Below are 21558 nucleotides of genomic sequence, written 5' to 3'. Positions count from 1 at the left end.
TCAATATTAAAGCTGCGAACCAATCCGTATTTGTTTTTTCGATTCAGTCATCCGGACGGACGATCGTCATGACTCATATCGCTTTCTTTTGGATGACGAAGGGATATGCAGTTGATCTCGATATTTAGCGACTGTTCTTCTTGAAATCATAATTCCTTCCATTTTAAGTCGATCACATATTTCTTGGTCGGAAAGCGGGTGTTTTTTATCTTCCTGCGCTATCATGTTTTCGATCAACCCTTTCACCCGTCGGCTGGATATTGCCTCGGCGTTGTCTCGGGCAGGTACGGCGTTAGTGAAAAAATAGCGAAGTTCCAACGTACCATAAGGAGTTTGCATATACTTTCCCCTCACAGCCCTGCTGACGGTTGATTCATGAATTCCGAGTTCTTCCGCAATTTCCTTCATTGTCAAGGAAGTTAAATTTTGCGGTCCTTTCAAAAAGAAATCCCGCTGTTTTTCCACTATTTTCAATCCAACTTTTTGAATGGTGTCTCTCCGCTGCTCCAAACTTTTCAGCAGCCATTGATAATCTTGGAATTTTTCTTTTAAAAACATTTTCAACTCTTGGTCATGATTGTTGGAGACTTCTTGAAAGTATTCTTTTTGAAAGACAATTTTAGGCATTGTCTCATCCAAAAATTTCAATTCTATTTTCTCCCCGTGTATCGACACGGACATATCAGGGATAATATATTCATTTGACCGGCTCGATTGAAAAGCCGCTCCAGGACGAGGATTTAACGTTTGAATATAATCTGAGGCTTTTTGAATGTCGGACAATTCCACTTTTAATGTTTTGGATAACCCTTTCCACTTTTTCTCTGCAAATTCATGAAAGTGGAAGCGGATTATTTGTTTTGCTAACGGAGGCGCATTTGTATCTCTATCCATTTGCAGAAGCAGGCAATGCTGGAGATGGTATGCACCGACACCGGCCGGCTCCAGTTCTTGAATAATCGAAACAGCTGTTTGTACTTCGTCCACCGATGTTTTCAGCAAAGCAGCCGCTTCTTCCGGACGGATGGTTAAATAGCCGTTGTCATCTAAGTTCAGCAGCAAAAAATCGAGCACTCTCTGAATCGTTTTCGTCACTTTGATTCCGGACAGCTGCAAACGCAAATAATCCGCAAGCTGATAAGAATGATCGGCAATTTGTTCAATCCAATTTTTATCGTCATGAATCCTTTTCGTCTGCTTGCGGCTTCTCCACCTATCGAAATATTCCATCGGCGGAGTCTCTATCTGAATAAACGGATTTTCCATCGTTTTTTCTTCTAAATATTCCGCCAATTCTTGCGAGGAGTATTGAAGCAGTTCAATCGCTTGCGACAGTTCTTGAGTCATCGCCAGCTTCTGCGTTTGCTGGAGCCAAAGCCCGCTTTTCAATTGCATACTCATGTTTCCCCCTCCTCCTTATTGTTGTTTTACAATATATGATCATTCACGATTCACGTTTTAAAAGCGCTTTCATTTATTATTTTATAAAGATATCCATCGAAAATGAACTATTTTTTCAAAAAATCCATTTTTTCGACAATATTCAACCTTCCCTGTCAACGGAAAACGGGTGGACCAAAAAAGCCTATCCATCCAGCTGCCCAAATCGCAAAAAAGCCTTTTGCCCCACCCCGTCCTATCACCAAACTAAATAACACCTGCAGACCGAATGTAATTCCAATCGATCGGGAAAATAAAATACGAACATCGCCATATGTAACAAAACCCCCAAAAATTTTTTCCTTCATTTTTGTTTCACTTCACGGAAGTTTTTTGATTACATTTTATTCCGTTAATCCTTCATATTGAGGCAACGGGTAAGTGGAAAAATCCAATCGTTTATAGCGAGGAATCGAACGAGTATACCATCCTAATTCCTTAGCAAACTCTCTTCCCGGAACATAAACGGTTCCATTTTTTGTTTCCACATCAACGGACAATGTTTTGGATTCACCGTTTACTTGAATTTCATTGCTTCCCGGTGTGAGTTGAATCGTGGTTCCATTATATTGAACAGTTTTGCCATCATTGGACACCGTGACAGTTGGCACTTGGGCAAACAACCCCTTGACATCGACCATCACCACACCGGATTTTGTATAGGTTGGTTGAACTTGACCCACCGTCACTTTGTCATGACCGTACACGCCAAATTGAGTGTATGGAATATGCAAGTCGATCCAATATTGATTAGGTTCTGTCGGTTGAGAAGGCATAGTAACCGTAACCGGATCATCTTCTGAGAAAGGAGCATTATAAATTTCCGAATCCTTATAAGCCTTACCGTTGAATGAAATAATTTCATAATCCGGATAATGAGCGCTTATCAACGTTTTTTGAGATAGTAAAGACTGTGTTTCATTTTTTAAATAGGTTTCAGGATCTGGAAGATTTTTATAGGCATCTTTTGATTGATGTAGTTCGTTGTAAAAATCTTTTAACAAATCAACGTCTGCTACAATGCCCCCTCCAGGTACCATACCATCAATTCTCCGAACTAATGTCCAGTCTCCATATTTTGCATGAAGTTGTGCCAATGACATATTGACATAATCAGGCACTGTATCCGAAGGATTCGACGGTGTAGACGGATTTGTAGGATTGCTTGGTTCAGTCGGATTCGTTGGTGTTGATGGACCTGTTGGATTACTTGGGTTCGTTTCATTCCTTTCTATAACCTGCAGCACTCGGCTCACTAAAACACTGGATGAAGCACGGTCAGCGTCTTCACCAGGAGCAAAAGTGCCATTTGTTTTTCCTTTTATCACACCGTAATGAACCATTCTTTTGACGGATTCTAAAGCGTATGGTGGAATCTTGTCCTTAAACTTCAAATTTCCTTCTTCTTTGAAATCCCCTTTGAGATTCATGGCCCGGTCCAGCATAACGGCCATATCAGCCCGTGTTACAGGAAGATCAGGATTAAATTTACCACCTGTTCCCTTTACAATTCCCGCGCTTGCAGCACGACTAATTTCATCATAAAGTGCCTTCGATTCTGGAACATCCTTAAAATGGCTGTTCCCTTTTGGCAATTTCAACGCTCTAGCAACCATGCCAGCAAATTGTCCTCTTGTTACCTTTTCATCTGGATGAAATTTGCCATCAGAATAGCCAGTGACAACACCACGTTCTACTAATTTCTCAATATCCGAATAAGCGTATGAACTTTTCGGAACATCTCGAAAGTCTGTATTAGCTGCACTCGCCCCAACAGCAGGGATAGCACCCGTTAAAAAAGCCGCAAATGCCAAAGCACCTGCAAAATTCTTTTTCTTCAATCTATATGCCTCCTTAAATCCAGAAAAATCTCACTACTTTTATTATACAAAATTATCTTTCTTTCATGGTGATAAATTCCATTTAATCCTTTTTTCAATCGGGCCATTGCCGCTATCTGTTTAAGTTCATCTATAGATAAAATTTCAGCAAGCACCTTTTTTTCAGTTTTTCTATGAGAATTGGTTTTGTTTTATCGTATACATCTTTCTTTCATATTCTTTTGGCGAAAAAGAATCTTGAAAAGACTTAACTTAAAACTGATCTTGCCGAATTCATCATTCCATGTCGGGAATTGCGTTATAAAATGAATGAAAGGGATATCCCGGCATCAAAACAAATCACCCTCTGGATTTTTTAATATTTCAAATGTTAAGATCATTTTAAAGAAAAATCTACAGAAAGCAGGGATATACGTCATATGAAGGATCGTAACATTGAAATCATCCACTTTGCTATAGGACTTCCTAAAACGATGCAATACGGCAATCAGAAGGAAATGAAAACCGGGATATGCAAGAATGGAACGGAAGAAGCTTTTCTTACCAAAGAAGGTTTTCGCGGAGATGGAGTGGCCAACTTAAAATACCACGGAGGCCCCGACCGTGCCGTCTGTATCTATCCGTATGAACATTATCAGTTGTGGGAGAAAGAATTTGATACTCCATTGCCTCCTTCTGCGTTCGGAGAAAATCTGACCGTGGCCAACATGTTAGAGCAAGATGTTTGTATAGGGGATATTTATCAGTTGGGAGAAGCGGTCATACAAATCACGCAAGGGAGAATTCCATGCAGCACTATAACCAGAAGAACGAACATACAAGGTCTACTTAAGAGAATGGTAGAAACGGGCTATACCGGTTATCTCTGTCGGGTTCTAAAAGAAGGCACTGTCAGACACCATTCAAAGATCGAATTGATTCAACGCCATCCGCAACAAGTTTCTATTCTTTTTGCCAACGAAGTTTATTTCCACAGACAGAGAGACGCAGAAGGGATAAAAAAAGTATTAGAGGTTCAAGAATTAGCCAAATCATGGCGTGAATCGTTAAAAGAGCGCTTAAATAAATTAACGGCGTCTGTTTAGCATTCCGATTACAGAACGGGTTTGGTATTAAAAATCACCATAAAACACATCTTTAGATGAAATAACCACGCGGCAGTGCTCTTTTCGAAAAGTAAAATGTTTCGGGGTTGGAAAAAACAAAATCAAGAAAGCGGTTCCCTTTCTTACTTTAATAAACCACCATTTTTGTAGAAAGAGGCGACTTTTCTATGTTGAAGAATCATAAAAACAATTGTAACGATTTACAAAAAAGAGTTCTTCTTTCTTCTTTCGAAAAGAAAAATTCCACAAAAAACTTGACTCACACTAAAAAAGGGGGACAAGTTGCCAAAAAAATGATCATACGGTATACTAACTGTAAAGAATGACATATGTTAATAATGCAAGGATTTTCTGAGGATGGAACAGGCAGCCATCGCCCTTGGTGGAGATGCGGGAGTGCCACCCCGCCTAAAATCCTTGCCTGCGGAGCCATAGCCGACAAAGCTATGGCTTTCTTATTTGTTTTAATGCTCCCTTTTTCTTATACTTTTGGATTTTTTCATCTCCCATAATAAACAGCGTACGAGCATAATACATCCCTCTATTGCTTGCCCTGACAGCGACTAAAACATGATCATCTTTATCCTCATCATAAAATACTTTTATATATTCAATTGAATCTTTTTTGGGATGTTTAGCAACATAATCAGGCGAGTTCAGTATTTCAGTTAATTTGTCTCCGTACTTCTTAAAGTCCTCCGGATGTTCATTTCTCATATGTTTCAGGTTTGTCTCACCTACGAAAATTGGCGTATTGGGACTCACAGATAAATTCAATATATTTATGACGATTTCGTTTATTTCGCCAACCTTTTCCGGCTTCATCGAACTCTCTCCTACTCATTTTTCTTCTCCTTCCAAATTTCCTCTTCAGTTTCTTTAGTTATGTCTGTAATTGTACAAAAAAGAAAAAGCCAAGTTGTTTTTATTTGACACTATCATAGTAGCAGGCTTTTTTCCGTATTAGAATGGTTTCAAAAAACATATAAATAAAAAATATCGTTTAATACATATGAATCACTAGGGAATTCATTTAGTTGAAGATAGAGTTATTCCTCAATGATGATGTAAATTATTTTGTGTAAGCAAATTTTTCTACTAGAAAAAAAGAAAAAGGCAGGGTATTCTCAGATTTGCGACCAAACAAAACTGAAAGGAGATACCCTACCTTATGAGTAATAGTATACTCAACTCAGATTTCGCAAATCAACTGGAAAATATGATAAAAGATTTTGTTCAAGAAAAGCTTGAATTCATCATGAGAGAAGAAATCAAAAATTTCCTCCAAGTGGAACAGGAACACGTTCAAAACTCAAGAAATGGTTATTATCACCGTACTCTTGATACAAAGTACGGGAAAATAGAAGCTCTTACGGTTCCAAGAGATCGCAACGGGGATTTCCAGACTCAACTGTTTGAGCCTTATCAACGTCAAGACGGCTGGCTGGAACAGGCGATTATTAAAATGTATCAAAGTGGGATGAGCACTCGAGAAATTGGGAAGTTTATCGAAAGAATTCTTGGTTCAACCTACTCTCCTACCACGATTAGTCATATTACAGATGCCGCGTTGGAGGATATTCAAAAATGGCAACAACGTCCATTAAACAAACGGTATTCTGTGTTGTATCTTGATGGGTTTTATATAAAAGTTCGTCGTGATACGTATGCCAAAGAAGTCATTTACGTTGTTCTTGGTGTCAATGAAGAAGGTTATCGTGAAATTCTTGGCTTTTACGTTGGAGGTCAAGAAAGCGCGCATGGCTGGCAAGAGATTCTCCAAGACCTTTATACACGCGGTGCTCATGAAGTCTTACTTGGTGTTTTTGATGGACTCCCAGGTCTTGAAGAAGCCTTTAAAGCCGTCTATCCGAAAGCCGATGTTCAACGATGTGTGGTCCACAAAGTAAGAAATACGTTAAACAAGGTAAGGAAAAAAGACCAATTTGAAGTGGCTGAAGACCTAAAGCTGATCTATCGTTCGATGACAAGAGACGCAGCCATTCAAGCCTTTCATGAGTTTAAAGACAAGTGGTCTAAAAAGTATCCTAGAGAAGTCCAATCTTGGGAACAAGATTTAGATGTCCTCCTAACATTCATGAAATATCCGACCAGTATTCGTAGTGTCATCTACACGACCAATGCTATTGAACGAACGATTAAAGATATACGTAAACGACTCAAAACGATGAACAGCTTAACCAGTATTGAAGCAGCAGAAAAAATCACGTTCTTAACGGTACAGGACTTGAATGAAAAATGGTCCACTAGAAAACTTAAAGGGTTTTCTACGGCATACAAGGCACTTCAAGATATGTTTGAAGAAAGATACTGAAAGACCAAATTTTGTTCATGAAGAACAGAGTCTAGGGAGACTAAGTTGTCTTATATGAGACTGAATATTCAGTCTCATATAAGACAACTAAACACCTCCTCCAAGATTAAAAAAACGTATCTGAGAATACTCTCTTACACAAAATTCTTGACGGTACCTTCCTCAATGGGCATATACTATGATTTTTGGCAGTGAATAAATCAAAATAAACCGATTTAAATATGTGAAAAACCGAAGCAAATAGCCATTAAAATATTGATCCAAAGCATGTAAGAAAGAGGCTTATCGAATCAAATTAGGCGTTCAAGAAATAGAAAAAAGCACAGCTGCTCAAATAGAGTGACTGTGCTTTTTATGTGCGCCCGGCATGTACATGAACTATAGGGTGTAAGTCCCGAACCCCGAAGACAGAAGTAGAGGTTAGCCAAGAGCAAGGGTGTCCGTGGTGACGCGGAATCTGAAGGAAGCTGGAGGCAAAACACCGGTCCGAGGAACACGAACCTCATATAAGGCTAGGTATGATTGAGTGAGTTTGCATAACAAAACAAAGCTCTTTCTGTCGAAGGTCATATCGAGTAAATGAGGCGGATAGATGGTGTGAAAGTGCATGTACTTACCCGGGGAGGTCTGGCGGATATGTGAAGTACTCTTCATAACCTACTTAGTGATAAGTAGCTGAACCGTCAGAAGTCAGCAGAGGTCATAGTATTAGTTGGTCTAGAACAACTAAGAAGGACCGAACAATTAAGAGAGAATAGCCCTTGGTATTCAGTGAGTCATGATGAACACAGAAAACGTAGTACCTCACTTGAGGGAGGAAGCGGTGAATCCCGTGGGAGACCTCTTGGAGGGTGGAGTGACCACTGGCATAAAGAGAACAGCTATTCACGGAAGTTATAAAGACTTGCGTCAATTATCTTAATTGAACCGCCGTATACGGAACCGTACGTACGGTGGTGTGAGAGGACGGGAGTTAATCGCTCCCTCCTACTCGATTTTCACATTAAATTAGATTCGTTCTTATCATGCAACGCATTTAAAAAATCATTTAATGAATATTCCTTTCTTTTTTGCCAATCACAGATATAACCTTCCAATTCAAATGAATCCTCGAAATTAGTACACAATTTGATGACAGTTTCAAAACTGGCTCCGTAAAAACTAATATACCCAATTAATGTAGTACCTATTTTCGTTATTATTAATCTATGGGACAGTTCAGGAAATGGTATAGGCGAAAACATTTCGAATCTATTATTTTCTCTTGCTAATAAAGTAGCGAACTCATTTTCTCCTCCATTTACTATCCAGTCACGTAACGGATCAAAACGTTCATTCAAAACAAATTCTTGCCCTTTTGTAAATGCTAAGTAATTGAAAACAATCTTTGCACAAGTCCTGAAATATCGGTCATCCATCTGTATAGTTTGATGAACCTTCGGTTGTACAGTAGCATATTGAGGAGTCCCATTTTCAAATACTTTTTGGGATAGGATCTTTTCAATAAAACCATCTATTTCTGAAATGAGGGCCTTATTACTTAAAGCTACATGCCATTTTCCATCATGGTACCCAATAATAAAATCACCTTTTCCGAATCTTTCGTCCTCATGAAGTATATACTTATAATCAAATTTCGGTAACTTTTTCACAAAATCTTTGAACTGTTTTTTATACTCGCCAAATGAGCGATCTGAAATAAAATGAACGGTTCCATTTATATCAATCTTCAATTGTGGAATAACATATGGCCGTCCTAAACTGATATATCCTAATTCTATTAAATCGGGGGCATCTCGACTACTCATGAGTGTTACGTTTGACTTGGTTGCTTTTTTAGGTGATAAATTTCCTCTTTTTCCCGGTCCATAAAATTGTCGTGGAAAAGCTATTAATGAGTTTCGCATGAACTCCAATTCTAATGCTGAAAAAGCGTTATTACATTCATGACTCACGTAACCTTGAGGGAGCTTTTGAATACCTCCTATTCCAGCAGGAAAAATATGTTCCTCCGAAGTAAATGAAAGCTCTGGCTCGGTTCCCTTTAAGTAAATACAAACCCGCATAAAACCACCCTTAATTTTCAAATATTCTGAATTATTATTGTCCTTATTTTAATTATATAAAAACGTCAACTTCATTTGACCGAAATTTTTGAGTTTAAAATAAACCTGCGCTTCCAGATAACTCTCAAAATTCCTGTACATTTAAGGCAACTAATAAATCAGCTAAAATTAAGCACAAAAAACGGTGTTCCCACGAATTCATTTTCGCTGAAACACCGTCTTATAGAAGCGCCCGACAAGTTGATTTAGCGATGGAGGAGATTTACCGTGATGCAAAATAGCCGTGCAAAATTCGTGCAAAATTTTTTCAAAATCTATAGGATTCTTTCGGATTCTCGAAAAAGAAAAAGCGACCGCAAATGCAGTCGTATCAAGGGATTAAAGAAATTCAATCCGAACCAGTCGGATACTTGGAACGCCCTCGGCAGGAATCGAACCCACATTTTTGTATTGAATCAAAGTGAATCAAAACAAATCAAAAACATTGTAATATCAACGTTTTTTTAACAGCCCATCCGAAGAAAAGATAATAATTTCTAAAAGTTTTTTGGGCAATTTTTGGGCAAAAGGCGGGGGATCCCGCCTTATCCCATTATTCTTTATTTTTATTTGATTTCATCAAAAGTTAGAACTTGATGATCCATCCCCGAAAGCCATTTTTCTAATTTTTGTTTTCGATGATTCGTCGTCGTGAAAAAGTGTAATCTTGGATTGATCTTCTTTAATTTGAAAATCTCTTTATAATTAGCGATCTTCTTCAAATTATCCTTCATATGCCTTGTATTATCGATCTCAATTACATTACCTGCAAAATAAGCATCCGCTATCACTATTTTCTTCATTACACTTTTCCCGCTGCCAATCCTCACAATAATGTCCGTAATTTCTTCTTCATGTTCGATTCTATACTCTGTTATCCAATCGGACGGGCATCCAAAATAAATGTATGCCTCGTTCAACAATAACTTGTGTTCAATCTGCATAGATTTTTTGACCTCTTTATCGCTGCCAATTAATTCACGGCCATCTTTATTCAGATAGAAAATTTTTTCACGCCCTCTTGTGACGTGTAGATAAGGCTCCAATTGGGATACGATCCGGCAAGCATTTCTGTAGCTGCCGAGATCGTGGATCCGCTGCAACTGACGAACTGTCATAACCCCAAGCTGATCAATCGTTTTTAATAGCATTTCTGTCCGTTCCTGTTTCTTTAGTGCCAAGGCCATTTATTATCCCCTCCAATGTTTTATCGTTGATATATGGGACCTGGACTTCTCTTTTCTTCTCAATTTTATACAGAGCCCGCCCTGGTATAGCTTCTAATTCTTCTGCTCCGGTCTCATCTAAAATCACACGGCTCCCCATGCTTTCAGGCATTTTAAAAGCCAGTCTGGCTACCATATTCATTTTCACCTGCCCTGGAACTGCTTCGCGGGTCGGGTATTGAGTGGCATAAATAAGCCTATACCCTAATGCCCCGCCGATCCTGGCGATCTGCCCAAGACAATTCATACAGTATTCGGCATATTTTTTATGTTCTTTTGAAACTAATTTAGGGGAAAGTTCCGCCGCTTCGTCCACGATAATAAAAGTTCGTTTTTGTATTTTTGTGTCTACAATATTGGAAATTCCCTTTTCTTTGAATAATCGTTCTCGCTCTTTCAATTCCTTCGCGATTTGATCAAGTGTCCTACACGCTTCCAGCAGGTCGCTGGCCAAAGTTTTAATTTGATGGAGATGTTTGTATCGATTGAACTCTAAACCGCCTTTGAGATCCAGGATGTAAAAGCTGACATGCTCTTTTTTATTCATCAGCAATGAGGCCAGCAGTATTTTTAAAAAGACCGTTTTCCCAAAACGTGTAGTGCCGCCAACCAACATGTGCGGATATTTTTCAAAGTCATGGTAAAGCACGCCATGATGATTTTTTCCGATAGGAACTTCCCAGGTATCCGTTTTTAGATCAGCAGTATAATTCCACTTGTTAGGCAGCCTATCATCAAACACCTGAATGTGTAGGTATCCGTTCTTAAATTCCCATTCAATCTCTTTATTCAATGCCTCTCTTATGGTCAATTCAATATTTTTAATCGTATCACTGGAAAGCCCTATTGGTAGCGAATAAACATACCTTCCTTCCCCACCACTCACCAATTTCGGATAGAGGACGGTGTCTCCATTTTTAATAGAAGTATTTGTCCGCTCAAATATTTCTTGAATGATCCTCTTATCGTTTTTTCGTCTTGTGGGAACAAGTGCCGCTCCTATCACTGCGGCCGGTAAAATCCATTCAATCACTGCGTCACTCTCCTATTCATTGAATAGTTCTTTATGTGAATCCGACATTGAATAATTCCTTTCTTATCTTCTTGCTGGTTGGATGAGCTATTTCGATGTCACTTTCCGAGGAACAAATATAGATATTTCATATAAATTTGGTCAGTTCTTTGAGTAGGTAGATGATGGAACCGTATTTAGCAAACTCAAGGACCACTTTGACCATGGAATGGTTGATGACCAAACCCGCATTTTCCAGCAATGAAATAAAAACGAGCGAACCTCCAAACAGCCCAGTTGCGACTATTCCAAATGTAAAAATATCCATGGTGTCAATCTCCCCTTTTTGTCTTTGAATAGTACATTGTATGGGCGAATGAAATATTAATGCATGTCCATATGAAATTTCATTGCATGTCCAAGTGAACTTTATTTGACATACAGGAATTTTTACCTAAATGTCGAAATATAAATATTGGTGATGTGGATGAAGTTAAAACCAAACATTGAAAAATTAATAAAGGAGAGTGGTCTAAGGAAAGATTTTATCTCTACAAAAATTGGTATTAGCACAAGAATGCTAAGAAAGTACGAAAAAGGAGAATCCATCATGCCGATGGAAAAAGCGTACATATTAGCACGTTTGCTCGGAGTCAGGGTAGACGATTTATATGAGTATGAGGGGGATGAATCATGAGAAAAACAATTGTACTGGGGTTGTCGGGATTATTAGCGTTAGGTTTGAGTGCATGCGGAAATGAAGATAAAGCAACTTCAAGCACGCCCAAAGAACAAACCACAGCAGTTTCTAAAGATCAACAGGAAAGCAACGTTACCTCGGATATATTTACTGCTGCTAAAAAGAATGTGACATTCCAAGATGAAAACACTGGTGAGGAATATAAAATTTTAGGCGAGTATCTGAACGGACCAACCAAAGATGGAATGTATCAAATTCATTTTGGAGACAACGAGGAAAAATCGTTTGTGCTTAATTATTCTGTTAAACTTTCCAGAAATCCTGAAGGAAAATTAGGTTTGCTGTTTTTAGAAGAAGGGGATAACACGAAGAGTGGACAGCTAATTGACTACCAAGGAACCAGGGTATCAATTATAACGGATACCGCTGAACAAATCGGGGATGACCTCGATCATGTAACTTCGGGTCTTAATGGCGTAGCTGCGTCTTATGAAGGACCCGTTAAAGAAAAAGGATTTATGTTTATTAAATTTGAAAATCAAGATCAAACACCTAAAAAATTAGAAATTGACTTTGACGCTCCAGACCTATTGCAAAAAGATTCAGATGGACAACTAGCCATTGTACTTCCACGTTTACAATGTTGTCAAATTTTATCCTCTCCACATCCCCTTCATCGTCCTTCACTCTGATCTCTTTCTGTATTGGATCCAAATAATACACGATTCCCCGAACTTCTTCTACAAATCCCTCAATCCAAACATCAAACTTGACTTGAAAGTGAAATTCCATCGCATAATGGATCTTCTCTTCAATCTCCTGTATCTGATACGGATCAAGCATTGGCTTGGGCGTTTTGTAATACTCTTCGTTTGCAAATTGCCGTAGCATATCAACGTGCTCCGGTATCATAAGAGATGTCCATTTCTTGTTCTCTCGATCGTAATGAAGATATCTTGTATCTAGGTCCCTCTTCATCGAACCACTCCTATAAGAACGTTTGTTCCTATTATATACCAAACAAATGTTCTTGTTCAAGGCAAAAAAATAAAGCCCTTTAAAACGAAAAGAGCTTTTTCTTTATCATTTTAATTTGTACGTCATAAATCAAAATAACTATTTCTCTTTTTCTTTTTTGAATTCAAAACATACAATGCAAAACCTAATATAAAAATAGGCATCACTATAGCGACTATTGTCGGAATAATAGGTTTACCAAATAAATATTCAAAGGATTTTCTCAATCCTTTAAAATAAAGCAATCCTCCCAAAATAAAGAAATATAATAATATTAATACGGAGAAAAAATACACATAGTTTCTAACTAACAACTCTACTAAGTTTGTAGTATTACGATTTATGTTAAAAGTTCTTATGACAATATTTGATACCGACTTCATTAATAAAACGATAATCGTTATAACACCAATTCCTGTTAAACTTGTGAAAACTAAAAGTTTTCCTGTAGAGACGGTACCAATATGACTAAATACTGAACTAATTGTTTGCAAACTCCCCATAATACCAATTACAATTCCTGTAAAAATCCCAAGAATAGATACGAATTCAGCATATATTTTTGCCTTACTTTCGCCAATTTTTTGCACATGTCTTCTTGCCTCATCCACTTCTTGATCCAACACTGAAACGTTTTTTCTTATATAATCTCTTTGGATAATTGCAAGCTTTATGTGATCACCAATTTTATTAATAACTTTTTTAAGCTCTTTATTCCCCGCACTACTCAACAATAATTCTATGTTATTATCCACGAATTCAATTTTTTCATCAATAATTTTTTCAATATTATCATGTTTATCTGTAACATCATTATCTTCTTTAGGATAAAAGTTAGGATCCTCAAATACACATTTAGTTATTAGTGTATAAGGAATCCTTCTGTTTTCATCAACTAAAAAGGTTTGAAAAAATGTTTTAATAGCTGTATTTGATGCCGAGTTTAAAACTTTGCCATATAATAACTTAATTATTTCTTCAAAAACTTGTTCCGAACTCCTTATTTCTTCTCCCATATTCTTTCTTCCTTATGTTTCATGAAGAATTCTCTTATCTCTTTGTTATCATAAGCAATATTTCTATAACCACTTTCAATTCTCTCTCTGTCGTTAAACCACATAGGATGCTTGTGAGTTAGTTCAACTAATTCAAATCCATCAAATTCCAATAGTCGATCGATTATAGGTTCTAATTCTTTTTTATCATCTTTTGTAATACTTGATTCTTCAACATTGTATTGTTGAATAGTAATGCCTTTCTCGAAATCAAAGCTAACCATATCAGGAACCTTGTCAATTCTTTTTGCACCAAAATGTTTATATTCTTGATAAACATTTGGAACAACAGGACCCAATTTCCATTTTTCGATGACATCCTTAAATAATGGTTTATTATGTTTTAACAAGTTATAACTTTGCAGGTAATATAGTATTTTTTGTAACTTTAAATTAGTTATTTCTTTTCCAGAATTTTCAGCCCGCCAAACAATATAGTTTGCAACTTCTAATGCGTTATAAGTATTCATATTGACACCTCCCTTTTTACAAAATACTCACGACATATGATTTATGTATGGTTTATTAGGCTAAAAATTGAATGTTTATGTATAGATATTAGCTGATTTCCTTTATAATAACATAAAATATAACCTAATTAATACGAAAATAAACTAAAGTAACGAAAATAACGGACTTAAACGAAAAAGCCCCTCTCGAACGAGAAGGGCCTTTTTCTTACTTCTTCTTACTTACCGCTACCCTGAATCAATTCGCGATCTAAAGCTACATAAAGCAATCCAACAACATCATCCAAAGGAATTTCCCCTTTTTGAGCCTTTGTATACCAATCTTTACTGATTCCGTTTGGGTCTTTCTGAGATAGTCTCCCAAGCACTCGTAAAGTGGCATTCATTAATTCAGTATTAGATGGTTGATACATTCTAATTCCTCCATTCTTTGTATTGTTCTGTGTAGTGGCTGCTGTTTGTGCTTGTCCTCCGATGAACCAGTCCAATGTCTTTTTCCCAACAAGCTGATTTAAGTCAACAGGTCCGTTGATACCTGCTATTCTTCCGTTTTGAGTGTATTGCCAGAGATCAGCTTGCATAGATGGTTTCAAACCAGTAGATTGTCCTTTATCTTCCTTCGGATAGCGAGGAATCCATAAAAAATCGGCCCTCACTTGGTCCATTTTGTGATCGAAATAGAAAGAGTGACCAGTATATAGCCCGACTTTTTCCACTCCATGAGCCTTCATCCGATCAATGAAAGCTTGGGTGGCCGGTACAAGGTCGGATGCCTTTTTTGTTGTGACTTCTTCAACATCAATGACAAAAAACTTTGAATCCTTGTCCATTCTCTCAAAAGCGTCATCTGCCTCCACTCTAGCGTCGTTTACGCTGACAAATTGAGCATAGGCATAAGTCCCAAATGGAACACCATATTTTTTGCAGCCAGCGACGTGATTTTTGTATTCCTTGTCCATTTTATTGCTGCCATACTGAACGCGGAGAATTGCAAAGTCCACCTCTTTGGCGAACTTTGCGTAATCCACATTGGTTTGACAATAAGAAAGATCAACGATTTTTCCCACTCTCTTTTATCCCTCCTTATTAAAAAAGAGCACCGACCTTTAAGCCGCTGCCCTATTTCGTTAATCCATGTCGTTGCAATGCCTCTTTTTGTGCTCTGCCTTTTTGAGTTACATAGTTATTTTTAAACCATGCTACAGTCGCTGAAATAAAAGTAAAAACAGTGGAAAGAAAAGCCGTTTGTTCTTCCTCCGTTCCAGGAATCTTGTACAGCCCCAAGCTGACTAAAAACTGATTCAACAATGCTATGGCCAATACAATGGTTCTGATCGCAGTCCCTTTGTCCATTTTCATGTCAAATCACCTCCCTTCAGTGAACTAAAAAAGACCGTTACTTTGGCGGTAAACGGTCCTCAATGTCTCCCAACTTAGAAATGATGATGTCATATTTTTCGCTGAATCCCTTCAATACTTCGTTCTGATCATCTATAGTTTGATAAAGTTGTTCCTCTCTTTCTTTGGCTTCCTTGCGACTCGAATAAAGAAGCCACACAAAAAGGACCGCGAATGGTCCCTGTGTGATGAAATATTGAGTTAACGTTGCATCCATAGCCCGACCTCCTGATTTAAAGCATAAAAGATACACCATCTAAGGTGGTTGGTTAGTTCCGCATTAAAGTCTAAAAGCGTCGAAAAAAAAATCAACATAAATTTTAATATGTTGATTTTCGCCTTAAATTAAATATCTGAAACTACTTTCTTTTCTTTTTGCCGGTCTTTAATTCTTACGTTTAACTGAATAAAACAGTAATAAAAAATTAACAGAATATCAAAACAAACATTACTTAAAATGTGAAAAAGATAAATTTTATCATTATACCATTTAAATTTGTTAAGAACTAATGCTGTAACTTTTAAATCACCTTCTACTACAATGTAACCAGTTTTTGTATGGATATAGATATTCTCTTTAGGCAACTGTTCAAATTGCACAATAAGTTTCTGCTTTCTTGGATTACCTTCTCCAAAGTGTGCATGCAAATACGACTTTAAATTGGGTTCATTTCTAACATTATCATCACATAAATGAAACCATACAAACCCTTTATGTCTGTATTCTTTCGGTAGTAGATGGTTTACTTTAAAACTACTGTGAGCAGGAATCACTATGTCGTTTATCCCTTCTTTAGCATCCAAAATATTACTGTAATGTATTACATTTTTATTCTTAAACTCCTGCCATTCTTCTTCACTTAATAATCTAAAATCACCCTTACTTCTACTCTTATACCACCCATAAAAAAGATTCCCTAATGCCCATATCAATATGAAAATATAATAACAAAGTGTGTTAACAGTAAAGGAAAGATAAAAAATTGGAGCCAGAATTAAAATCACTGTCCCAAAAAGAAAAATATTATATATTTTCATTCTTTTTTTCCCCATCTTCCCATTAACCTTTGCATTGTTTTTCTTAAATATTACAAATCCCCCTTTTTTTCTAATATTCCACAAAAAGGTATAAAAGTCCAATTATTAATTTGTTTTCTTGATATTATTGTCTAATTAAATCCTGTTTGCCCTTTTCTATTTAATAAGCGTCAATCTCTTCTTTGAGGTCTGAATTCCTTGAAAAGATGTTCTTTTTTGGTGTAGTGTTGTCCCAAAACAAGAACAAACAAAATAAAAAAGAACCTACGCTACGTATGGTTCACCTGTGATCTCTTTAAATTGATCTGCTGTAATTTTCCCTAAACGAACAGCATCCCCAACTTGTTCCTTTGTCCAACTGGAAGTTTTATAGAAAAGCGTGATTAGTTTCATCCAATCCATCTTATAGTACCCCCTTCATCATTAGCTGATAGGTCAATTCTGCATTTGCATCAAGGAGTTGTTGAATTTGTTTTTCGGGAGTTAATGGTTTGTCTATATATTCATAAAACACTGAGTTTGTTTGGGGATTATAGTACATAACAGCATACTTACCCTCAATTTGTTCGGGATCTACTCTATCGACGAATACAATATCATCATAATTAGGTAATGGATAATTTTCATAATCATATTGAACGTGTAATGGATGCCATTTATCGTCACTTATCTTTTCAAAATTTCCAATCGCAATTTTCACGGTTAATCCCTCCTAATTAATAATGAAGTCGAATATGGTGTAAGGCACATATCTACTCGCTTGTGATGCACCAACAAAGGAAAAATACTCTTTCTTATTCAATAAATATCGCTTTGAGTATTCCCACATACATGTAAACGGCTCATTTGCGTGAACTTGGCTTAAATAGTTACTTCCGCCTGGTCCGTCATAGGCTGTATATAACTCGAACATCGTAGTTGTGTATTTAAAGATATTCGCTTGTATATCGAATATTTTATACCTACAAATAGCTTGGTTATTCGATACATACAATTCGCGACATAGCATATAGCTTTTATCAGGGTAGTACATAATAGGCACACTATAACCCAAATTATTCGTAGTTGTAAGCAACGTTCCCGTATTAGCGTCGTAAATATACAAATATTCTAGTGAAGTTGTAGTCTGGAAGTTTCCTTTATATACAATTAATTGTGTGTCTGTTGCAAACATGCGGAAATTATAACATACAGGGTTTACGGTCAAAAACGATGTAATGTTTCCTGTTGCTTTTTCTAATCTATAAATGGTAATAGTTTGGTTTGTAGAAATATTAAAGTTTGTCCATGAATAATGCAAAGCAGGTGCAATGTATATATAGTTAGTATTTTCGACGTATATAAAACCACCATACATGATGGATAAATTGACGTTATTTATAGTGTAGATGACTTGGTTGTCGGACGAACGATATTTTGTCAGAGTTTTGCTTGCGTTGTTATATTTGTAATAATATCCAGCTACTTCACTAGCAAGAAGATATTCATCAGATGTCCATGCAGTATACTGCCCCGTAGTCAAATTCCATATTCCTCTTGTTGTCTTATATGGTGTTGTCCATGTTACGTTGGCATAAATGAAATATAGTCTTTTACTTATATCTAGTGGATAAGCGAAAAACAAGCTATTGTCAACAGGGCAGTTTCCATATAGTTCGTTGAACGTTCTCGAAAACGTTGTCGGCGCTGTATCTATATGATTGTCGTGAATAGTAATTATTAATGCCGGAGAAGCGGACGTAGAAAACGGTTGTGTTGCACGAACCGACACATTTTGTTCAATCTTTTTTGCTACACCGTTAAAACTCCCTGAATTTGCAATAGCATTAGCAATAGTACCTAACTGTACGGCTTCAAAAGTATTTTTGTTTGGTATATTCTTAAAAAGATTCTCTAATTTTTTATCTCCTCCGCCAAACGTTCCGCCGTGCGCCCTAATATCAAGCAAAGGCATCATTGTTTCACCTCGCTTATTAAATCACCGTCTGTATCATAAGTAAGCGTATATGTGTCGGTCCGAATAACTGTTGTTCCATCGGCAGCGTAATAAGTAACGGTGCGGGTTGTATATTGCGGGCTTGTTCCGCTGCTTAAAACGGAGCGAGCATATAATGTTCCGTTAGGTCGTTTATATTCAACTGTTGTAAAGATTCCGTTGCTGTCTTTTCCACTTTTATAAACGTTGAAATTCCCTATGTTTCTTTGCATAGTTTCCGGCGCGGAATCAGTGTAGGCTTTGGCGTTGGCTTCCGCCTGATTCCAAGCCGTTCTTTCCGCTGATGTAATGTGTATAGTTGTATTAGCAGAATGAGCAGCAAGCTGTTGATCTGCATACTCCTTTGCATTTTGTTCAGCTTGATCTGCTTTTTCCTGCGCGCCTGCCGGTGTCTCATATATAAGTGATTCATTAATGGTCGCCGTTACGTTCGCAGCATTTCCAACAAGCGTCACAATATCAATTGTCTTTTCGATTAAATCAGTACTGCCATCTGATCCAGCAGGTATGTAATCAGCTGTGGATCCAGCATTCGCATAACAATATAAAATTTCCCCAACATCAGGGTCAGTGGCAAAAACACCGATTTCTCTAAAATAAAAGCCGGCTGTAATATCTTGATTATTTAAAACAGACCCGACAACCGCTTGTCCTCCTGTTAAAACCTTTAACTTTGTAATTTCGAGTGATTTTCTTTCATTTTTCAGAGCGTTCAATTCAAGAATAGACGATCCACCTAAATCTCCATCACCAATGGCAATGCGTGTAAAATGAAGTTCCACTCCTGTCTGTGCCTTCACCTGTAGATTACGGCCCCTATTGGTTAAAATGAGACCTCCAAATGCTCCCATCTATTTCACCTGCCTAAGTGTGATTTTGTCGCCTGTATGCAAGACATGGCCAACATACAAATTCATTTGGTCTTCTTGTGTGATTTCTACTTTATCCAACCAAGCACTTTTCCGTTTCACGGAATCCAGTGCACGGATGAATTGTTGTGCTAATTCATTTGTCACAGCAGGATTGCTTGTCACCACTTTAAAGTAGCCTGGTTCTGCCCCGTATTCGAACCACTCCACCACTTTTCCTTCGCCAAATACGATTTGAATGAGTTGTTCAACAGCAGCTGGAGTTCCTTTTTTACGGTGTAAGAAATAGGAATTCTCAATCAGCTGTCGTTTTTGTTCGACACTTAAGGAATTATCGTAAAAATCGACGTGTTCCTCTTTCGCGATGATATCCAAAAGCTTTTCCGGTATGGGCAAAGTTGGGTCTAATATGCTTGATTCTTCGTAAACTTTTTTCAGCATGACCGTGAGAGCTTCGGCCATGGCCTTATTTTCGTCGCTTTTCATCAAAGATGGCGGCAAAATATCAGATAAAGAAAAAGAGGATAAATCAATCACTGATAAACCCTCCAAACTGAACATTGATTGTATTTTCTTTGGCAACTTCATTTTTTGCTAATTCGATATATTCGTTGGGCTCGACCGAGACGCGCTTAGCTCCTGCTTCCCTCATCCGAGCATACAATTCGCTTGGATCTATCCCTCGTCCGAGTTTGGATTTTTGCCATAGAATATAATCTTCCACAGCTTTATTAACAGCTTCTGTATAGGTATCCTGTTCGCTCATCACAGATTCAGGTAAATAATAGGTGACAGTTAAGCTGTATTCCCGCTGGACGGGATCCACCACAGTCACCAAGTCTGTTAATGGGCGAACTGATCGATCTGAACACTTATCCAGAACTTGCTGTTTCACTTCCTCCGATGGCAGCTCACCGTTCTGCATCAATACAACAATTTGTATTTGACATGGCCCTGGGGATAAGACCTGAGCATCCACAATTTCCTGGTTGGCGGACATGGCGTAGAAAATATAGGCCAGCTCCGGTCCTGCTGTCGAATAACTTTCCGGAGATGTTCTAATACGCTCGGCATACGCATCGTTTGATTCCCAGTCGGTCCCGCCATCTGATGTCGTGATATTAGCAGCAGATGACACCCACGGTAAAGGATCCACTAATTCTGTAATTTGTCCTGGCAAATATCCATTTCCGATGGTTCCTGTCTCTGTACATTGGAACGGAACATCGACATACGGGACTCCAACATCTACAACCGTTGCTGCAGTTGATTCGAAAAACAGATCCCCTACGCTCATTCTGGTTCCCTGTGGAATAGTAAACTTCTCAGGGTTGTTCACCTGAAAGCGAATGGTTGTTTTTGCCGGAGTGGGTTCTAAACGTGGGACATTTTTATCCTCCCCCAAATGATCCAAGAAATTATCCTCTGCATAAGCAAGCCTCGATTGCTTTGCAGAATAATCAATGTTGTTCGCCAATATAGTGGCAACAAAAGCAAACGCCTGCATAAATTTACGGCGAGGATCGGTTTCTTCCAGCGTCACTCCTTGCAGTTCCTCAAATTTTGCCACCGCTGCATTCTCAAATTCAGTGGCATCCACATCCACAAAATTAATATCTGGAAGACCAAATCTAGTCATCGTTTATCTCCACCTTCACTCGTGCAACAAGCTTCCCTTCACTGTTTTGTTCAAAGTTGACGCTTTGAACTTTCAATTCTGGAATGGATCGTTCTAACATTTCGATGATTTGTGCAGTGCTTTTTACTTGGGCAATGGGCGTCGGGTCATCAATCGGCGGTTCCCACCCGGCAGTTCTATCCAACGGACAAGTGCCTATATAGGTAGATAGAAGAAAAGAAGCATTTTGTAAAATGGCCTTAACTCCTGTAGCAGCATAATCGATAGAGCCGTTAAATTCCGAAGTAATCTCATACAAGGTCCCATCACCA

The 21558-nt window shown here is 37.9% G+C and carries 25 protein-coding genes; 3 read left to right on the top strand and 22 right to left on the bottom strand.

Going from position 1 to position 21558, the window contains the following annotated elements:
* Nucleotides 1–66 precede the first annotated feature (66 nt).
* The 3 genes from rpoN to NST81_RS03075 all read right to left on the bottom strand — a co-directional run bounded on the left by rpoN (nt 67) and on the right by NST81_RS03075 (nt 3281).
* Nucleotides 67–1401 carry an RNA polymerase factor sigma-54 gene (gene rpoN, locus NST81_RS03085; protein WP_082142229.1) on the bottom strand — a complete coding sequence of 445 codons (1335 nt, stop codon included), beginning with the start codon at nt 1399–1401 and terminating at the stop codon, nt 67–69.
* A 155-nt stretch (nt 1402–1556) separates the two neighbouring features.
* Nucleotides 1557–1748 (bottom strand): hypothetical protein, encoded by a 192-nt coding sequence (locus NST81_RS03080; RefSeq protein WP_048622610.1) that lies wholly within the window; start codon nt 1746–1748, stop codon nt 1557–1559.
* 36 nt (nt 1749–1784) lie between these two features.
* Nucleotides 1785–3281: an S-layer homology domain-containing protein gene (locus tag NST81_RS03075; protein WP_341028326.1), complete on the bottom strand. Its 1497-nt coding sequence runs from the start codon at nt 3279–3281 to the stop codon at nt 1785–1787.
* A gap of 419 nt (nt 3282–3700) precedes the next feature.
* Here NST81_RS03075 and NST81_RS03070 point away from each other — a divergent pair, with 419 nt between their 5' ends.
* The gene (locus NST81_RS03070) at nt 3701–4366 is read left to right on the top strand and encodes an MOSC domain-containing protein (protein ID WP_327797440.1); all 666 of its coding nucleotides are present in this window, start codon (nt 3701–3703) and stop codon (nt 4364–4366) included.
* A 465-nt stretch (nt 4367–4831) separates the two neighbouring features.
* On the opposite strand, the gene NST81_RS03065 is transcribed toward NST81_RS03070, so the two are convergent.
* The gene (locus tag NST81_RS03065; protein WP_003353526.1) at nt 4832–5212 is read right to left on the bottom strand and encodes a PBECR3 domain-containing polyvalent protein; all 381 of its coding nucleotides are present in this window, start codon (nt 5210–5212) and stop codon (nt 4832–4834) included.
* A gap of 346 nt (nt 5213–5558) precedes the next feature.
* Here NST81_RS03065 and NST81_RS03060 point away from each other — a divergent pair, with 346 nt between their 5' ends.
* On the top strand, nt 5559–6722 hold the full coding sequence (locus NST81_RS03060) for an IS256 family transposase (RefSeq protein ID WP_048623008.1): 1164 nt from the start codon (nt 5559–5561) through the stop codon (nt 6720–6722).
* 998 nt (nt 6723–7720) lie between these two features.
* On the opposite strand, the gene NST81_RS03055 is transcribed toward NST81_RS03060, so the two are convergent.
* From NST81_RS03055 to NST81_RS03040, 4 genes are all read right to left on the bottom strand, one after another.
* Nucleotides 7721–8788 (bottom strand): hypothetical protein, encoded by a 1068-nt coding sequence (locus NST81_RS03055; protein WP_341028322.1) that lies wholly within the window; start codon nt 8786–8788, stop codon nt 7721–7723.
* 605 nt (nt 8789–9393) lie between these two features.
* Entirely contained in the window at nt 9394–10014 is a 621-nt protein-coding gene (locus tag NST81_RS03050; RefSeq protein WP_341028319.1) for a replication-relaxation family protein, read from the bottom strand.
* A complete protein-coding gene (locus tag NST81_RS03045; RefSeq protein WP_341028316.1) occupies nt 9959–11086 on the bottom strand; it encodes an FtsK/SpoIIIE domain-containing protein in 1128 nt (375 codons plus the stop codon). The genes NST81_RS03050 and NST81_RS03045 overlap by 56 nt, the downstream gene beginning before the upstream one ends.
* 127 nt (nt 11087–11213) lie before the next feature.
* A complete protein-coding gene (locus NST81_RS03040) occupies nt 11214–11393 on the bottom strand; it encodes a hypothetical protein (protein ID WP_341028314.1) in 180 nt (59 codons plus the stop codon).
* Between the two features lie 159 nt (nt 11394–11552).
* On the opposite strand from NST81_RS03040, the gene NST81_RS03035 reads away from it, so the two are divergent.
* Nucleotides 11553–11762, top strand: a complete 210-nt coding sequence (locus tag NST81_RS03035; RefSeq protein WP_341028313.1) for a helix-turn-helix transcriptional regulator — start codon at nt 11553–11555, stop codon at nt 11760–11762.
* Between the two features lie 555 nt (nt 11763–12317).
* Here the strand turns inward: NST81_RS03035 and NST81_RS17595 are convergent.
* The 14 genes from NST81_RS17595 to NST81_RS02965 form a co-directional block, all read right to left on the bottom strand.
* Complete coding sequence (locus tag NST81_RS17595) at nt 12318–12656, bottom strand: YolD-like family protein (RefSeq protein ID WP_445662368.1); 339 nt, start codon at nt 12654–12656, stop codon at nt 12318–12320.
* 209 nt (nt 12657–12865) lie between these two features.
* Nucleotides 12866–13798, bottom strand: coding sequence for a hypothetical protein (locus NST81_RS03025; RefSeq protein WP_341028308.1), 933 nt, complete (start codon nt 13796–13798; stop codon nt 12866–12868).
* The gene (locus NST81_RS03020; RefSeq protein WP_341028305.1) at nt 13783–14307 is read right to left on the bottom strand and encodes a Panacea domain-containing protein; all 525 of its coding nucleotides are present in this window, start codon (nt 14305–14307) and stop codon (nt 13783–13785) included. Before NST81_RS03020 ends, NST81_RS03025 begins: the two co-directional genes overlap by 16 nt.
* A gap of 218 nt (nt 14308–14525) precedes the next feature.
* Nucleotides 14526–15374 (bottom strand): GH25 family lysozyme, encoded by an 849-nt coding sequence (locus NST81_RS03015; RefSeq protein WP_341028301.1) that lies wholly within the window; start codon nt 15372–15374, stop codon nt 14526–14528.
* Between the two features lie 52 nt (nt 15375–15426).
* Nucleotides 15427–15660: a phage holin gene (locus NST81_RS03010; RefSeq protein WP_445662367.1), complete on the bottom strand. Its 234-nt coding sequence runs from the start codon at nt 15658–15660 to the stop codon at nt 15427–15429.
* A gap of 43 nt (nt 15661–15703) precedes the next feature.
* Complete coding sequence (locus NST81_RS03005; RefSeq protein WP_341028298.1) at nt 15704–15922, bottom strand: BhlA/UviB family holin-like peptide; 219 nt, start codon at nt 15920–15922, stop codon at nt 15704–15706.
* Between the two features lie 128 nt (nt 15923–16050).
* Entirely contained in the window at nt 16051–16758 is a 708-nt protein-coding gene (locus NST81_RS03000) for a hypothetical protein (RefSeq protein ID WP_341028296.1), read from the bottom strand.
* Nucleotides 16759–17007: 249 nt separating this feature from the next.
* Complete coding sequence (locus NST81_RS02995; RefSeq protein WP_341028295.1) at nt 17008–17145, bottom strand: XkdX family protein; 138 nt, start codon at nt 17143–17145, stop codon at nt 17008–17010.
* A gap of 1 nt (nt 17146) precedes the next feature.
* Complete coding sequence (locus NST81_RS02990) at nt 17147–17443, bottom strand: hypothetical protein (RefSeq protein WP_341028293.1); 297 nt, start codon at nt 17441–17443, stop codon at nt 17147–17149.
* Between the two features lie 12 nt (nt 17444–17455).
* A complete protein-coding gene (locus tag NST81_RS02985; protein ID WP_341028292.1) occupies nt 17456–18697 on the bottom strand; it encodes a hypothetical protein in 1242 nt (413 codons plus the stop codon).
* Complete coding sequence (locus NST81_RS02980; protein WP_341028291.1) at nt 18697–19590, bottom strand: phage tail-collar fiber domain-containing protein; 894 nt, start codon at nt 19588–19590, stop codon at nt 18697–18699. The genes NST81_RS02985 and NST81_RS02980 overlap by 1 nt, the downstream gene beginning before the upstream one ends.
* On the bottom strand, nt 19591–20145 hold the full coding sequence (locus tag NST81_RS02975) for a phage tail protein I (RefSeq protein WP_341028289.1): 555 nt from the start codon (nt 20143–20145) through the stop codon (nt 19591–19593).
* On the bottom strand, nt 20138–21247 hold the full coding sequence (locus NST81_RS02970) for a baseplate assembly protein (protein WP_341028287.1): 1110 nt from the start codon (nt 21245–21247) through the stop codon (nt 20138–20140). Before NST81_RS02970 ends, NST81_RS02975 begins: the two co-directional genes overlap by 8 nt.
* Nucleotides 21240–21545, bottom strand: a complete 306-nt coding sequence (locus NST81_RS02965; protein WP_341028285.1) for a hypothetical protein — start codon at nt 21543–21545, stop codon at nt 21240–21242. The genes NST81_RS02970 and NST81_RS02965 overlap by 8 nt, the downstream gene beginning before the upstream one ends.
* Nucleotides 21546–21558 lie beyond the last annotated feature (13 nt).

This window comes from Bacillus sp. FSL W8-0223 (assembly GCF_038006805.1).
Taxonomy (GTDB): domain Bacteria; phylum Bacillota; class Bacilli; order Bacillales; family DSM-4216; genus Bacillus_O; species Bacillus_O smithii.
Note: the sequence above shows the minus strand (reverse complement) of the source record. Positions and strands in the feature narration are given on the sequence as shown.